We start from the raw sequence: 14,437 nt of genomic DNA, 5'->3' as shown, positions 1-14,437 counted from the left end.
CCATTCTAGGGAACGGATATGACGCGCTGGTTACCGGTTCATTTCAGCGTTTCGCTGGCGCAGGAGCGCGAGATATCGGTCAGGACCGACAATTCTTCATTGGTCGGTTTACGCCCCTCGGTAACCCCCGTCAGCTGCTGGGTCGTGAAGGCTTCCTGCATCATGCCGCTGGAGCACTTGCAATAGGCGACCGCCTTGTCCTGCGGGACTTGCCGGGCCGCGCTGACGACGCATTCCTGGGTGAATTTTTCGCTGCCACCTTGCGGCCATTCCCCCGCCACTGCCGCCAGGGCGAAGGTTTGCAAAGCCAGAGCGCCGAAGAACAGAGTCTTTTTCACATGCCATCTCCTGCTGGTCCTGAGGGCACATTCTTGCCGCAACGGACGCCTTGCAGGCAATAGCTGAAAACGACAGCGCGCCCGCATCAGCCTTCCACACCCTCCCGCTTTTCCGGGCTCGGCAACATGTGCGGCGCCTCTACCCGCTCCTGCAGCCGGACCGCGAACGCCAATGCCGAAGCCCGGTCGCGGAACGGGACCTTCATGCCGAGGGTTTCCACCAGCCACTCGTGCCTGCCGCCCCGATTGACCTGCTGGATCGAGATTTCCATGGATGACTCCCGCGTGACCTGGTGGAACCACGGCAAAGGCGGCAGGCAGAAAAAAGGCCAACTGATCGAGTTGGCCTGCACCGCGAGGGTGTGGAGATGCGCTGCCGCATCAGAAAATGCCGTGGAAGCGACGTCAGGCTAGCGCCGGAAGTTGACGGTTCTGCGACAGCGGCGAGAACTGCCCGTGCAGCGCCCTATTTCATGGAGTTGGCAAAGGCGTTCCACTCATCGGTAGGCCGGCATCCTTCAGGCGTTCCCCCGGTTCAACGACCGACCGTCATGTAATTGCCGTCACACCTATGCGACAATCTGCGCAATGTCCGGCATGAACCCCGCCTTCATATCCCAGTAGCCTGGCCCCAGCGGTCAGTTGTTGCTGTCGACGTATGCCCGCTGGATCAACTTCTGCTCCGACTGGAGCGAACTCACAAAGTTGAATATCGGTATCGGTTCGGTATCAGCCGAAGGCGCCAATTCGTAAGTTATTGATAGGTAATTCCCTTGATCTCCACCGCTAACATCACCATGCAGTTCGGCCCCAAGCCGCTGTTCGAGAACGTTTCCGTCAAGTTCGGCAACGGCAACCGCTACGGCCTGATCGGCGCCAACGGCTGCGGCAAGTCGACCTTCATGAAAATCCTCGGCAGTGATCTGGAGCCTTCTGGCGGCCAGGTGATGCTGGAGCCCAACGTGCGCCTCGGCAAGCTGCGCCAGGATCAGTTCGCGTACGAAGAATTCAGCGTGATCGACACCGTGATCATGGGCCATGGCGAGCTGTGGCGGGTCAAGGCCGAGCGTGACCGCATCTATTCGCTGCCGGAAATGAGCGAGGACGACGGCATGGCCGTGGCCGAGCTGGAGACCGAATTCGCCGAGATGGATGGCTACACCGCCGAATCCCGCGCCGGCGAGCTGCTGCTCGGTCTGGGCATCCCGCTCAGCCAGCATTTCGGTCCGATGAGCGAAGTCGCCCCCGGCTGGAAGCTGCGCGTTTTGCTGGCCCAGGCGCTGTTCTCGGACCCGGATGTGCTGCTGCTGGACGAGCCGACCAACCACCTGGACATCAACACCATCCGCTGGCTGGAAAACATCCTCACGGCGCGTAACAGCACCATGATCATCATTTCCCACGATCGCCACTTCCTGAACAGCGTGTGCACCCACATGGCGGACCTGGATTACGGCGAGCTGCGTCTGTTCCCGGGCAACTACGACGAGTACATGACCGCCGCGACCCAGTCCCGCGAGCAACTCCTGGCCGACAACGCCAAGAAGAAAGCGCAGATTGCCGAGCTGCAGACCTTCGTCAGCCGCTTCTCCGCCAACGCCTCGAAAGCCAAGCAGGCCACCTCGCGCGCCAAGCAGATCGACAAGATCCAACTGGCCGAGGTCAAGCCGTCCAGCCGTGTCAGCCCCTTCATCCGCTTCGACCAGCACAAGAAGCTGCACCGCCAGGCGGTGACCGTGGAGAAGCTGGCCAAGGGCTTCGAGGGCAAGAAACTGTTCAAGGGCCTGGACCTGCAGATCGAGGCTGGCGAGCGCGTCGCCATCATCGGCCCGAACGGCATCGGCAAGACCACCCTGCTGCGTACCCTGGTCGGTGAGATGACCCCGGACTCCGGCAGCGTGAAATGGACCGAAAGCGCGGACCTCGGCTACTACGCCCAGGACCACGCCCATGACTTCGAAGACGACATCACCCTGTTCGACTGGATGGGCCAGTGGACCCAGGGCGGCGAACAGCTGGTGCGCGGCACCCTCGGCCGCATGCTGTTCTCCAACGACGAGATCCTCAAGTCGGTGAAGGTCATCTCCGGTGGCGAGCAGGGCCGCATGCTGTTCGGCAAGCTGATCCTGAAGAAGCCCAACGTGCTGGTGATGGACGAACCCACCAACCACCTGGACATGGAATCCATCGAGGCGCTGAACCTGGCGCTGGAGAACTATCCGGGCACCCTGATCTTCGTCAGCCACGACCGCGAGTTCGTCGGCTCGCTGGCCACCCGCATCATCGAACTGGACGAGAACGGCGTGACCGACTTCAGCGGCACCTATGACGATTACCTGCGTAGCCAGGGTGTGATTGTCTGAGCCGTTCTCGGATATGAAGGCTGTATTTGTAGGGGCGAATTCATTCGCCAACCGGACCACAGGTTCGGCCTTCAATATCTGACGGGGCAGCTTCGCCGCCCTTGGCGAATGAATTCGCCCCTACAAGGAATCGCTGCATCGCTGCAAACGACAAAGCCCCGCAATTGCGGGGCTTTGTGTTTTCCGGCCAGCGGAATCAGGCGGTGGCGAACAGCTCACCAATCTGCTGCTGGGCGGCGCTGAAGGCGTTGGCGCGCGGCTCTTCGCCGTAGGCCAGGCCTTCGGCACGGACGATCTCGATATCGGTCACGCCGAGGAAGTTCAGCACCAGCTTGAGGTAATCCTCGTGGGCCTGGCCAGAGGCCTGGCCGGCGTGGATACCGCCAGCGGTGGAAACGATCACTACCTTCTTGCCGCCTGCCAGGCCTTCCGGACCGTTCTCGGTGTAGCGGAAGGTCTTGCCGGCGACGGCGATACGGTCGATCCAGGCTTTCAGCTGAGTCGGGATGGTGAAGTTGTACATCGGCGCACCGATGACGATGGCGTCGGCCGCGAGGAATTCATTCAGGGTGGTTTCGCCCAGCTCGGCTTCGTGCTTCTGCGCGGCGTCGCGCAGTTCAGCCGGGGTGCCACCGGCGACCAGGGTCAGGGCGGACAGGTGGCTGATGGCGTCGCTGGCCAGGTCGCGGTAGATGACCTGAGCGTCCGGCTCGGCGGCTTCCCAGGCAGCGACCACGTCGCGGCTCAGTTGGCGGGAGGCGGAGGCGTCGCCGAGGATGCTGGAATCGAGGTGCAGGAGTTTCATGGATGGGTACCCTCAGTTGGGCGACCGGCGACGGCCGATCGGAATGGAGGTAATCCTATCCATGTCGATAAACGCTGATTAGTCAGGGATTTTGTGATTCAGCGTCCCATCCATAGGACGAAATTTGCCTTCAAGGGTGGATCACGCTTCACCGATCCACCCTTGAAGGTTTGGTCGAACCGCGATGGTGGATAGAAAAAGCGCTATCCACCCTACTCCGGCAAGGGGCTCAGACTCCGCCGAGGAAATCCAGCTTGCCCACGTCCACGCCGTTGTGGCGGAGGATCGCGTAGGCGGTCGTGATGTGGAAATAGAAGTTCGGCAGCGCAAAGCCGAGCAGGTAATCGCGGCCACTGAAGCTCATATCGCCGCTGCGCATTTTCAACACCACAGTGCGGTCTTCACTGCCGTCGAGTTTGCCGGCGTCGATGTCCTTGATGAACATCTGGGTCTTGGCAATGCGCGCCTGCAGTTCCTCGAAGGTGGTTTCGGTGTCGGCCCAGCTCGGCACTTCGACACCCGCCAGACGCGCGGCGCAGCCCTTGGCCATATCGCTGGCGACCTGCACCTGGCGGGCCAGGGCGTACATGTCGGGCGCCAGGCGCGATTCGATGAACACCTTGGGATCGATGCCGCGCGCCTGGGCGTTGGCCTCAGCTTTCTTGAGGATGTTGGACAGGTTGCCGAGCATGCGTGCCAGGACCGGGATGGACGCCTCGTACATGGACAAGGACATGGTGATCGCTCCGTTTTCGGGTGGATTGAGAGGCTCAGGTATAGCGCCTGGCCGGCCGCCCGGCAACGAGCATGCAGACGCAGTGACCGGGTCAGACCCTGGCGGTCGGGTCTAAAGGCTGCCCGGAACGATCGTACCGCCAGCGAAAACGATGGCACCGACTCGGGCGCCAATGCCATATTTTCGTATCCCACATGGAACAATCCCGATCATGCAGGACCTCAACGATCTCTTCTATTTCGCCAAGGTGGTGGAGCACGGCGGTTTCTCCGCTGCCGCGCGCTTGCTCGGTGTGCCGAAGTCACGCCTGTCGCGGCGAATTGCCGAGCTGGAAACCCGTCTGGATGCCCGGTTGCTGCAGCGCACGACCCGCAAGATGGCCCTGACCGATGTCGGCGAGCGCTTCCTGCGCCATTGCCAGGCGATGCTGCTGGAAGCCGAGCAGGCCGAGGAAGTGGTCGCCAGCCTCACGGTCGAACCACGGGGCCGCTTGCGCGTGTCCTGCCCAACCGAACTCGCGCACGCGATGCTGCGGCCGATGATCACCGACTTCCTCCAGCAATATCCCCTCGTGCAGTTGGACATGATCCTGACCAATCGCCGGGTGGACCTGCGCGAAGAAGGTGTGGACGTGGCCCTGCGGGTACGCGAGGAAGGTGATGAAGACCCCACGCTGATCGCCCGCGTCCTGAGACCGGCGCAGGCCTTCCTGGTAGCCGCCCCCAGCCTGGTTGAAGGCAGGAACATCCTCGTCCCTGACGACCTCCAGCTGCTGCCGGCCCTGGGCGGCGTGGAAGCCGACCGGCGTATCCATCACTACCTGCGGGACGCCCAGGGCAATCGCCGTGAGGTGGTTCTGGAGGCGCGCCTGGGCATCGAGGATTTCGATGTGCGCAAGCATGCGGTGCTGGCGGGCCTGGGCTTCAGCATGCTGCCGCAGATGAACTGCGAGGCCGAACTGCGCGACGGCAGCATGGTGCGCCTGCTGCCGGACTGGCATATGCCGGGTGGCCACCTGCAGGCGGTCTACACCCACAGGCGCGGCCTGTTGCCGGCGGTTCGGGCCTGGATCGAACACCTCACGGAAGCCTTCTCCCGTCATCAGGGGACGGTGATCTGAAGCCTGGTAAGCAAGACAACCATTAGCCAGCTTTCTTTGCCGCCGGGACTCAGGGATGATGGGCGGCGTCTTTCCCCTTGCCGATTCCAGGTTCTGCCATGAGCACGCTACGGCCGTCCGCGTCCTCCTCCACGTTGCAGATCATCACCGTCGTTTTCTTCACATTCATCAGCTTCTTCTGCGTCGGCCTGCCTATAGCGGTGCTGCCCGGCTATGTGCACAACGACATGGGCTACGGCTCGGTGATGGCGGGGATCGTCATCAGCGTGCAGTACCTCGCCACCCTCCTCTCCCGCCCCATGTCTGGCAGCCTCGCCGACAGGTTGGGCGCCAAGCGCGCGGTCATGTACGGCATGGCCTGCTGTGGCCTTTCCGGGGTACTGACGCTGCTCTCCACCTCGCTGGCGCAACTCCCTCTGTTGAGCCTGGCGCTCCTGCTCGGCGGACGGGTGATGCTGGGCATCGGCCAGGGTCTGGTAGGCACCGGCTCCATCAGTTGGGGCGTGGGGCTGGTGGGCGCGGAGAATATGGCGCGGGTGATCTCCTTCAACGGCATCGCCTCCTACGGCGCAGTGGCCATTGGCGCCCCGCTGGGCGTGGTGCTGGTGGACTGGCTGGGCCTGTGGAGCATCGGTGGACTGATGGCTGTGCTCTGTGCCGTTGCCCTGCTGCTGGCCTGGCCCAAGCGGCCGTCGCCCATCGTCCATGGTGAGCGACTGCCGTTCCGCAACGTGTTCCTGCGCATCGCCCCCAACGGCACAGCGCTGGCCCTGGGGTCCATTGGCTTCGGCACCCTGGCCACTTTCATCACCCTCTATTACGCAAGCGTCGGTTGGGATGGCGCGGCCTGGTGCCTGACCGCATTCGGCTGCGCCTTCATCGGTGCGCGACTGCTGTTCGTCAACAGCATCAAGCACCTGGGCGGTTACCGCGTCGCCATCATCTGCCTGGCCGTGGAAAGCCTCGGACTGTTCCTGCTCTGGGCGGCGCCGACGCCCTGGCTGGCCCTGGCCGGCGCAGCACTGACGGGCTTCGGCCTGTCGCTGGTCTACCCTGCCCTTGGCGTCGAAGCGGTCACGCGCATTCCCGCCGCCAGCCGCAGTTCGGCGCTGGGTGCCTACGCGGTATTCTTCGACCTGGCCCTGGGCATCGCCGGCCCGCTGATGGGCGCCATCGCCGGCGGCGCAGGTTTCGCCGTGATCTTCCTGGTGGCGGCACTGATGGCGGTGACCGGCATGCTGATGAGTTACTGGCTGCTGCGCAGCGAATCCAGAACCTGACGGAGCAGGAATCCATGACCCCCGATCAAGTCGCCGCTTTCTGCCTGCAACTTCCCGGTGCCCGCGAGGACCTCAAATGGGGCAGCAACCGGGTGTTCTCCATCGCCGGCAACAAGATGTTCGCCATCCTCGATTTCTTGGGCGACGGCCTCACCTTCAAAGTCGACAAGGACCTCTTCCTCGGCTACGTCGACCGCCCCGGCATCATTCCCGCGCCCTACCTTGCACGGGCCCACTGGATCGCCATGCAGCGTCCCTACCCCATGAGTGACGGCGAACTGCGCGAGCTGATCACCCGCTCCCACCAGCTGGTGGTGGCGCGGCTGCCGAAGATCCGGCAAGTGGGGCTGCTGCTGGACTAACACCCCCAAAACGACAAGGAAAGTCTCATGTCCATTCGTCTCTTCGCGCTGGTCGCCCTGGTCCTCTTCGGTGGCTACACCCTCTGGGTGATGGCCATCAGCGAACAGCCCCTGCTCGAATTCGGCGCCCAGTTGATGGGCCGCCCCGATACCGCCCAGGTGGTGATCGACCTTTACCTCGCCTGCGCGCTGATCGGCATCTGGATGTACCAGGACAACCGCCGCCAGGGCCGTGGCCTAGCCTACTTGCTACCCTTCTACCTGTTGACTGCGGTGTTCGCGTCCATCGGGCCGCTGCTCTATCTGGTCTTGCGCACACCACGACGCCACGAGGCATGAGCCGATGAGAACCACTGCCCTCTGGGCCCACCTCTGGAACAGCCGCGCCCCCGCCCAGGGCCTGGAAGACTTCCGCCTGGAGGGGCGACGGGTGGACAGCGGCATGCTGGCCTTCGATGACGACGGTGCCTGCTACCGCCTGAATTACACACTGGAGTACGACAAAGGCTGGGAGCCCCGCACCTTCAATGCCACGGTCCGCGATGGGCGCGGCACCCGCAACCTGACGCTGCGGCGGGACGGGCTGCACTGGTTCGATGGCAACGGCCAGAAGCTGCCCGAACTGTCCGGCAGCCTCGATCTGGACCTCTGGCCCACGCCCTTCACCAACAGCCCAAGCATCTGGCGACTGTTCCTCAACCCTGGCGAACGCCGGGAAATCGAAGTGGTGTTCATCGAAGCGCCGCAACTGTCCGTGCGGCGCATGCGCCAGGCCTATACGCGCCTCGACCAGACCCGCTATCTCTACCAGAACCTCGATGGCAATGGCTTCGAGGCCGTGCTGACCCTGGACGAGGATGGGCTGGTGAATCGCTATCCGCTGTTCTTCCAGCGGTTGTGACGGGGCGGGACACGAACTTGTAGGGGCGATTTCAATCGCCAAGCAGGCCGAAGGTCTGCCCGCCGGAGGCACCGGGGGCAGCTTCGCTACCCTTGGCGAATGAATTCGCCCCTACAGCGAAAACCAATACCCCGCATGTCACGCCGTCGCCACTTCCAGCTTGTGGATCGGCGGAAGTCCGGAGGTTCGGCGTCACTCGCTCAGCGTTCCTCAGGTGGGATGTCGCCTTTCTCATCAACTGGCTTGCTGGTGACGTTCGCCCGCTCCCGGTCCAGTTGTGCCAGGCGATCCGCCGCCTCCGGGCTCAGTGTCGCTGCCCGTATGCGGTAAACCTCGTCATCGCTCGCCCCTTGCTCGCGCATCTTGCTCACCGCGGCTTCCAGCTTGAGTATCTGCAACGGCGCTTCCTTGGCTTCCCGCACTTCCGGTACGAGCGCAGCCTCCAGTGCGGCCAGTTTCTGTTGTTTTTGCGCGTCGGAGAGCGTCTGGTCCTGCAGGATTTCCAGCCGCGCCAGTGCATCCGCGTTGAAGGCGTCCTCGTCGCCAAACAAGCCTCGCACTTCCTTTGGGCTGAAAAAGCGAGCCCGCGTCTGCCGCATCGCTTCCACGCGAGCCCGCATATCTTCCAGCGAATTACCCTGCGCCTGAATGCGTTTTTCAACGTCCACCAGCGCCCTCTTGTAATCGAAATAGCATCCCAGCAGGCGCTTGGCTTCGGCTGCCGGACCAGGCTTGAGCCGCCTGTCGATCTCGCGCTCGATTTCGGCTCGGATCTGGTCGAGGCTCGCTTCGCCCACTGCCGCCATGAAGTACTCGAACAACAGGCGCAAGCCGCTATCGACGACCAGCGCATCGCCGTCGCTACGCAAGTCGCCATCGGGCTGGGTGCCATCCATGGAACGCACGAAGGAAGACGAATTGGCATCGCCTGCCTTGGGCGTTTCGTCGCCTTGCCGGAAAAGCGACATCTGGACAAGAACGGCGGCCATGACGGCCACCGCTCCCAGTCCCGCACACACTGCTTTTGTTTTCTTCATGCCGATCTTTTGCCGCTACAGACCCGCATTCTTCAGACGATTTGCGTGTTGCCGATACAGCGTGATCGGGTTGGTCTCGAAGAGGTTCACGAGGCCCGCCGTATGGTTAATCGCATCCATATGGTTCATGCCGTAATCATCGCGAATGACTTTGCCCAGATGCTGGGCGCAGCTACTGACGAGGCCATCGTTCTTCGCTCCCCGGAAGACCAGCGATACCAATGCCAGGGTTGGATCGATGGCATCGGCGGTGTTGGTGTACGCCTGCGCACCTCCCCAGGAAAAGTACTTCACGCCATTGACCTGATAAGCCCCTTCGCCGCATTCGGTGGTCGGGATGCCTTCTGGATGCGCGGCGTTGAATGCCAACGAGCCGGCGGTGCTCAGGGATTGAAGCGAGGCTGCAGAGTTTTGTGGCAAGCCGCCGTCGTTCGAGAGAATGCCGATCAATTGCGTGAGGCCATTGGATAGCGACTGCACGGCATCGCCGGCCATTCCCGGAGGTGTAATGCCGAGAATCGCATCTACGGCCTCCCCCTTGCCGTTGGCCCCGTGCACGCTGGTGACTGAAGCCACCAGGTCCGGTCGCACCGAGGCGACATAGCGCGCGGTCGGGCTGCCCTGGCTGTGGCCGATGAGATTGACCTTGGACTTGCCGGTGACTGCGAGAATTTGCTGGACCTGAAGCAGCAACTGTTCGCCGCGCACTTCATGGCTGTTGGAGGCGGACACTTGCGTCAGATAGACGTCGGCGCCGTCATAGGCGCGTAACTGATCAGGGATGCCATACCAGTAATCGAGCAAGCCGATCTTGTCGAAACCGAGCGCACCATGTACCAGCACGATCGGGTATTGGGTTTTCGTATAGCCGCACTGACCGGTGAGGCTGAAACATGCGGCCTGCGCAGACAGCGGCAGGGCGGCGGTGATGGTGACGGCGGTGAGCATTGCGGCGCCAAGCAGCTTGCCAACATGCTTATTCATTTCATTCCCTCTGGTTTTTTATTTTTGTAGTTCTGGAATGCAGTTTTTAGTTGGTGGCCTGGTCGCGAGTACCTCCTTTGCTGAAGTTCGTTCTGGCAATCATTTCAGCAAGGTATTTGATTCAGGTGCGACCCTCCCCCCTCCAAACAAGGGGGTAAAGAGTTCGACATGTTCGCGATCAGGACGGGGGGCGCGATGAGTTACATGAAACGGCAGTTTTCAATGCTGTCGTTTCATGTTTCGCATAGGTGAGAGCCAGACACTGGCGTCTGTTCGCAAGCGCTTATCCTGCGAAGCGAGACGGTCCCTTGAAGAACAGCCGAATGCCCATCAGGCCGTCGCCGCTTCCAGCTTGTGAATCGGCTTCCAGCGGCGCACTTGCTGGTAGAGCGTCGGCACCACGAAGAGCGTGAAGAAGGTGCCCACCAGCAGGCCACCGACTATCACCATGCCGATCTGTTGACGGCTTTCCGCGCCAGCGCCCGAGGCGATGGCGAGCGGTACCGAGCCCAGGACCATGGCGCCGGTGGTCATCAGGATCGGCCGCAGGCGTTTCACCGAGGCTTCCATCACCGCCTCATGCAGGTCCATGCCCTGGCGCAGCAACTGGTTGGCGAACTCGACGATGAGAATGCCGTGCTTGGTGATCAGGCCGATGAGGGTGACCATCCCCACCTGCGAGTAGATGTTCAGGGTGCCACCGAAGAGGGTCAGCGCCAGCAAGGCGCCAGCCATGGAGAGCGGCACGCTGAAGAGGATGATCAGCGGATCGATGAAGCTCTCGAACTGCGCCGCCAGCACCAGGTAGATGAACACCAGCGCCAGGGCGAAGATCAGCGCGACGCCGGTGCTGGAATCCTTGAAGTCCCGCGAGGTGCCGGTGTAGTCGAACTGGGTGTCCGACGGGAACACCGCGCGCGCCGCCTCTTCCAGATAATCCAGCGCCTCGCCGAGGGTGTAGCCGGAGCCGACGTTCGCCGTCACCGTCACCGCGCGCAGCTGGTTGAAGTGGTTGAGTTCGCGAGGCGCCACGGTTTCCCGCACATCGATCAGGTTGGCCAGTTGCACCATGCTGTCGTTGCGGCCGCGGACGTAGACGCGATTGAGGTCGTCCGGATTGCTGCGGTCGACGTTGGCCAGCTGCACCAGCACGTCGTACTGCTCGCCATTCTGCTTGAAGCGGGTGACCTGGCGACTGCCGAACAGGCTTTCCAGGCTGCGGCCAATCGCGGCGGTGTCCGTGCCCACTGCCACCGCCTGCTCGCGGTTGACCGTGACCTTGAGCTGCGGCGAGTTGAGTTTGAGGTCGCTGTCCAGGCTTTCCAGCGCCGGGTTGTCGCGCACCCGCTCCATCAGCTGGTCGACGTACTTCTGCAGCTCGCTGTACTCCAGCGAGGAACGGATGACGAAGTTGACCGGCTGGTTGCGCGCGCTCTGCCCGAGCGGTGGCCGGTTGATCGGGAAGGCGCGCACGCCGGGTATGTCACGCAGCTTGGGCAGGAGCTCGTCGCGAATCTCGAACTGGCTGCGGCCACGGGAGTCCCAATCCTCCAGCTTGAGGAAGGACAGGCCCTGGGCCACGGTGGGGAAGCCCACCACCACCATGTAGCGATTGGCTTCGGGGATCGATTTGTAGGCCTCTTCCAGCAACTTCGCGTAGCGGCTGGTGTATTCGATGGTGGCGCCATCGGGGCCGTTGATCGAGCCGACTATGGTGCCGGTGTCCTCGGTGGGCGCCAGTTCGCTACGCAGGCCGCTGAACAGGATCAGGCAGAACACCAGGATGCCCGCCAGCAGCAGGATGATCAGCATCCAGGCACGCAGCATCCGTTCCAGCAGGTGGCGGTAGCTGTAGGTCAGCGCATGGAGGAAGGACTCCACCAGGTTGTAGAGGCGGCCGTGCTTCTGCTCGGCATGGGGCTTGAGCAACTGCCCGCACATCATGGGCGACAGGGTCAACGCGACGAAGCCCGACACCAGCACCGCGCCGGCGAGTGTCCAGGAAAATTCGGTGAAGAGTTTGCCCGAGGTGCCCTGCATGAAGCCGATGGGGGCGTACACGGCGGCCAGGGTCAGGGTCATGGCGATCACCGCGAAGGCGATTTCCCGACTGCCCTTGTAGGCGGCCTGGATCGGCGACATGCCCTCCTCTATGTGCCGGTGGATGTTCTCCAGCACGACGATGGCGTCGTCCACCACCAGACCGATGGCGAGCACCATGGCCAGCAACGTCAGGGTATTGATGGAGAAGCCCAGCAGCACCATGAGGCTGAAGGCGCCGATCAGCGACACAGGAATAGTCACCAGCGGAATCAGGGTCGCGCGCAGGGAGCGCAGGAACAGGAAGATGATCAGGATCACCAGCACCACCGCTTCCCAAATGGTGGTGTAGACGTTGTCGATGGACTCGCGGATGAACAGCGAGTTGTCGTTGGCGATGGTCATTTTCATGCCGTCGGGTAGCAACGTCCGCAGTTCCGGCAACGCGGCATTGAGGCCATCGGAGATTTCCAGCGGGTTGGCCGTGGCCTGCTTGACCAGCCCCAGGGAGACCGCCGCGCGGCCATTGAAGCGCACGATGCTGCGTACGTCCGCCGCGCCGATCTCGGCGTGACCGACGTCGGCCAGCCGCAGCAGATAGCCTCGCTGGTCGTTGAGGATCAGGTCGTTGAATTCCTCGGGTGTGCGCAGATCGGTTTCCGACAGCACGCTGAACTCGCGCTGCACAGACTCGATGCGCCCGGCCGGAATCTCCACGTTCTGCCGGCGCAGCGCGTCTTCCACGTCCTGCACGGTGAGGTCATGGGCGGCGAGCTTTTCCGGGTCCAGCCAGATGCGCATGGCGAAGCGCCGGGCGCCGCGAACCTGCACCTCGGATACGCCGGGGATGGTCTGCACGCGGTCGCGGATCACCCGCTCCAGCACGTCGGTGATCTCCATCGCCGAATGCTGCTCGCTGTAGAAGGCGATCCAGATCACCGGCTGCGCGTCGGCCTCGACCTTCTGCACGATGGGTTCGTTGATCTCGTCTGGAAGCAGTCCACGCACCCGGCCCAGGCGGTCGCGCACGTCATTGGCGGCTTCGTCGGCATTGGTGCCGAGGCGGAATTGCGCGGTGATCTGGGTATTTTCCGAGCGACTGATGGACGCCACGAAATCCAGCCCCTCGATGCCGGAGAGCACGTCCTCGATGGGCTGCGCCACCTGGGACTCCATGATCTCCGGGCTGGCGCCGGGGTAGATGACGTTGACGGTGACGATGGGCACGTCGATGTTGGGATATTCCCGCACCGCCAGGCGCTGGTAGGCCAGCAGCCCGAGCAGGACCAGGATCAGCGACAGGACGGTGGCGAATACCGGCCTGCGGATGCACACATCAGAGAGGGTCATGCCCCACCTCGCGCTACGGTGCGGACCTCCAGTCCGGGACTGACCTTCTGCCAGCCCGCGGTAATCACCTGCTCGTTACCCTGCAGGCCTTCACGAACCTCGGCCTTGCCGCGCAGGCGCTGGCCGATCTTGATGGCGCGCCGCTCCACCTTGCCGCCCACCACCAGATTGACGAACAACTGCTGCCCCACAGGCATCACCGCTTCCTCGGGGATCAGCAACGCCTGCGGACGCTCGGCGAGGATCACCGACACTTTGACGAACTGGCCGGGCTTGAGGCGATGGTCCCGGTTGCCGACCTGCGCGCGAATTGCCTGGCTGCGTCCCACTTCATCCAGGCGCGGATTGAGCGCGATGATCTCGCCCCGGAAACGCTCGCCCGGATACGCATCCAGGCTGAGTTCCACCGGTTGGCCGATGCGCACCTGGCTGACCGCTTTCTGCGGTATGCGGAAATCCACCTTCAGCGGGTCCAGTACCTCCAGGTTGACCATGTCCTGGCCGGCGCTGAGGTAGTCGCCGACGCTGACCTGGCGCAGGCCGAGCGTGCCGTCGTAGGGCGCGCGGATCTGGGTCTTGTCGAGGCGCGCCTGGGCCAGGGCCAGGCTGGCGCGGGCGGCCTGTTGCTGGGATTGGGATTCGTCCTGCGCCTGGGCGTTGCTGGCGCCACGGGAGAACAGCATTTTGGCCCGCTCGTAGCTCTTTTCCGCCAGGTCGAGATTGGCCTGGGCCTGAGCCAGCTCAGCGCGGGCGATGGCGTCGTCCAGGCTGATCAGCAGTTCGCCGCCCTTGACCATCTCGCCCTCGCGAAAATGCAGGCGGGCCACCCTTCCCTCGATTTCCGGGCGGATCATCACCGACTCATCCGAACGCAGGGAACCGAAGGTCACCAGTTCATCACGCACCAGCGCCCGTTGCGGCTCGGCTACTTCCACCAGCGGCGCCTCCTGGGCGACGGCGGACAACGAGGCGAGCGCCCCGAACAACAGCCAGGCGGTGCGAGGGAACGTCATCCGGGGCCTCTGCGGCAAGGGAAAGGGGGGAAGGAAGTCTGCCGACTGTTTCGGCAGACTTCCACGGGCGTCATTACAGAGGATAACGCCAGTCTGTGTCGCTATGTT

The 14,437-nt window shown here is 63.0% G+C and carries 14 protein-coding genes and 1 pseudogene; 7 read left to right on the top strand and 8 right to left on the bottom strand.

The features are described from left to right. Window positions 1-38: 38 nt before the first annotated feature. The gene (locus MnOB_RS21125) at window positions 39-338 is read right to left on the bottom strand and encodes a hypothetical protein (protein ID WP_077526184.1); all 300 of its coding nucleotides are present in this window, start codon (window positions 336-338) and stop codon (window positions 39-41) included. An 86-nt stretch (window positions 339-424) separates the two neighbouring features. Then, window positions 425-610 (bottom strand): hypothetical protein, encoded by a 186-nt coding sequence (locus tag MnOB_RS21120; protein WP_077526183.1) that lies wholly within the window; start codon window positions 608-610, stop codon window positions 425-427. A gap of 271 nt (window positions 611-881) precedes the next feature. Between MnOB_RS21120 and MnOB_RS29320 the strand changes: the two are divergent. Together MnOB_RS29320 and MnOB_RS21110 are read left to right on the top strand one after the other, a co-directional pair. Then, window positions 882-1,091 (top strand): annotated as a pseudogene (locus MnOB_RS29320) (site-specific integrase); the annotation flags it as partial. A gap of 20 nt (window positions 1,092-1,111) precedes the next feature. Next, window positions 1,112-2,701, top strand: a complete 1,590-nt coding sequence (locus tag MnOB_RS21110; protein WP_077526182.1) for an ABC-F family ATPase — start codon at window positions 1,112-1,114, stop codon at window positions 2,699-2,701. A 196-nt stretch (window positions 2,702-2,897) separates the two neighbouring features. On the opposite strand, the gene MnOB_RS21105 is transcribed toward MnOB_RS21110, so the two are convergent. Both MnOB_RS21105 and MnOB_RS21100 read right to left on the bottom strand, forming a co-directional pair. Further along, window positions 2,898-3,506, bottom strand: coding sequence for an FMN-dependent NADH-azoreductase (locus tag MnOB_RS21105; protein WP_077526181.1), 609 nt, complete (start codon window positions 3,504-3,506; stop codon window positions 2,898-2,900). A gap of 229 nt (window positions 3,507-3,735) precedes the next feature. Then, window positions 3,736-4,242: a DUF1993 domain-containing protein gene (locus tag MnOB_RS21100; RefSeq protein ID WP_077526180.1), complete on the bottom strand. Its 507-nt coding sequence runs from the start codon at window positions 4,240-4,242 to the stop codon at window positions 3,736-3,738. 211 nt (window positions 4,243-4,453) lie between these two features. Here MnOB_RS21100 and MnOB_RS21095 point away from each other — a divergent pair, with 211 nt between their 5' ends. From MnOB_RS21095 to MnOB_RS21075, 5 genes are all read left to right on the top strand, one after another. After that, window positions 4,454-5,362 (top strand): LysR substrate-binding domain-containing protein, encoded by a 909-nt coding sequence (locus MnOB_RS21095; RefSeq protein WP_077526179.1) that lies wholly within the window; start codon window positions 4,454-4,456, stop codon window positions 5,360-5,362. Window positions 5,363-5,460: 98 nt separating this feature from the next. After that, on the top strand, window positions 5,461-6,642 hold the full coding sequence (locus MnOB_RS21090; protein ID WP_077526178.1) for an MFS transporter: 1,182 nt from the start codon (window positions 5,461-5,463) through the stop codon (window positions 6,640-6,642). A gap of 14 nt (window positions 6,643-6,656) precedes the next feature. Further along, on the top strand, window positions 6,657-7,004 hold the full coding sequence (locus MnOB_RS21085) for an MmcQ/YjbR family DNA-binding protein (RefSeq protein ID WP_077526177.1): 348 nt from the start codon (window positions 6,657-6,659) through the stop codon (window positions 7,002-7,004). Window positions 7,005-7,031: 27 nt separating this feature from the next. After that, window positions 7,032-7,343, top strand: a complete 312-nt coding sequence (locus tag MnOB_RS21080; RefSeq protein ID WP_077526176.1) for a DUF2834 domain-containing protein — start codon at window positions 7,032-7,034, stop codon at window positions 7,341-7,343. Between the two features lie 4 nt (window positions 7,344-7,347). Further along, on the top strand, window positions 7,348-7,905 hold the full coding sequence (locus MnOB_RS21075) for a putative glycolipid-binding domain-containing protein (protein ID WP_077526175.1): 558 nt from the start codon (window positions 7,348-7,350) through the stop codon (window positions 7,903-7,905). A gap of 200 nt (window positions 7,906-8,105) precedes the next feature. Here MnOB_RS21075 and MnOB_RS21070 read toward each other — a convergent pair whose 3' ends face one another. The 4 genes from MnOB_RS21070 to MnOB_RS21055 form a co-directional block, all read right to left on the bottom strand. Continuing rightward, on the bottom strand, window positions 8,106-8,942 hold the full coding sequence (locus tag MnOB_RS21070; RefSeq protein WP_077526174.1) for a lipase secretion chaperone: 837 nt from the start codon (window positions 8,940-8,942) through the stop codon (window positions 8,106-8,108). A gap of 15 nt (window positions 8,943-8,957) precedes the next feature. Beyond that, window positions 8,958-9,890 (bottom strand): esterase/lipase family protein, encoded by a 933-nt coding sequence (locus MnOB_RS21065; RefSeq protein ID WP_199824577.1) that lies wholly within the window; start codon window positions 9,888-9,890, stop codon window positions 8,958-8,960. 366 nt (window positions 9,891-10,256) lie between these two features. Continuing rightward, window positions 10,257-13,316, bottom strand: coding sequence for an efflux RND transporter permease subunit (locus MnOB_RS21060; RefSeq protein ID WP_077526172.1), 3,060 nt, complete (start codon window positions 13,314-13,316; stop codon window positions 10,257-10,259). Beyond that, the gene (locus tag MnOB_RS21055) at window positions 13,313-14,329 is read right to left on the bottom strand and encodes an efflux RND transporter periplasmic adaptor subunit (protein WP_077526171.1); all 1,017 of its coding nucleotides are present in this window, start codon (window positions 14,327-14,329) and stop codon (window positions 13,313-13,315) included. Before MnOB_RS21055 ends, MnOB_RS21060 begins: the two co-directional genes overlap by 4 nt. Between the last annotated feature and the right edge of the window lie 108 nt (window positions 14,330-14,437).

Source organism: Metapseudomonas resinovorans, assembly GCF_002003485.1.
GTDB classification, from domain to species: Bacteria; Pseudomonadota; Gammaproteobacteria; order Pseudomonadales; family Pseudomonadaceae; genus Metapseudomonas; species Metapseudomonas resinovorans_D.
Note: the sequence above shows the minus strand (reverse complement) of the source record. Positions and strands in the feature narration are given on the sequence as shown.

Excerpts from the sequence above, each read along its gene's own strand:
- MnOB_RS21100 (WP_077526180.1), bottom strand. The coding sequence starts at position 4,242 with ATGTCCTTGTCCATGTACGAGGCGTCCATCCCGGTCCTGGCACGCATG.
- MnOB_RS21065 (WP_199824577.1), bottom strand. The coding sequence starts at position 9,890 with ATGCTCACCGCCGTCACCATCACCGCCGCCCTGCCGCTGTCTGCGCAG.
- MnOB_RS21105 (WP_077526181.1), bottom strand. The coding sequence starts at position 3,506 with ATGAAACTCCTGCACCTCGATTCCAGCATCCTCGGCGACGCCTCCGCC.
- MnOB_RS21095 (WP_077526179.1), top strand. The coding sequence starts at position 4,454 with ATGCAGGACCTCAACGATCTCTTCTATTTCGCCAAGGTGGTGGAGCAC.
- MnOB_RS21060 (WP_077526172.1), bottom strand. The coding sequence starts at position 13,316 with ATGACCCTCTCTGATGTGTGCATCCGCAGGCCGGTATTCGCCACCGTC.
- MnOB_RS21055 (WP_077526171.1), bottom strand. The coding sequence starts at position 14,329 with ATGACGTTCCCTCGCACCGCCTGGCTGTTGTTCGGGGCGCTCGCCTCG.
- MnOB_RS21070 (WP_077526174.1), bottom strand. The coding sequence starts at position 8,942 with ATGAAGAAAACAAAAGCAGTGTGTGCGGGACTGGGAGCGGTGGCCGTC.
- MnOB_RS21075 (WP_077526175.1), top strand. The coding sequence starts at position 7,348 with ATGAGAACCACTGCCCTCTGGGCCCACCTCTGGAACAGCCGCGCCCCC.
- MnOB_RS21085 (WP_077526177.1), top strand. The coding sequence starts at position 6,657 with ATGACCCCCGATCAAGTCGCCGCTTTCTGCCTGCAACTTCCCGGTGCC.
- MnOB_RS21090 (WP_077526178.1), top strand. The coding sequence starts at position 5,461 with ATGAGCACGCTACGGCCGTCCGCGTCCTCCTCCACGTTGCAGATCATC.
- MnOB_RS21080 (WP_077526176.1), top strand. The coding sequence starts at position 7,032 with ATGTCCATTCGTCTCTTCGCGCTGGTCGCCCTGGTCCTCTTCGGTGGC.
- MnOB_RS21120 (WP_077526183.1), bottom strand. The coding sequence starts at position 610 with ATGGAAATCTCGATCCAGCAGGTCAATCGGGGCGGCAGGCACGAGTGG.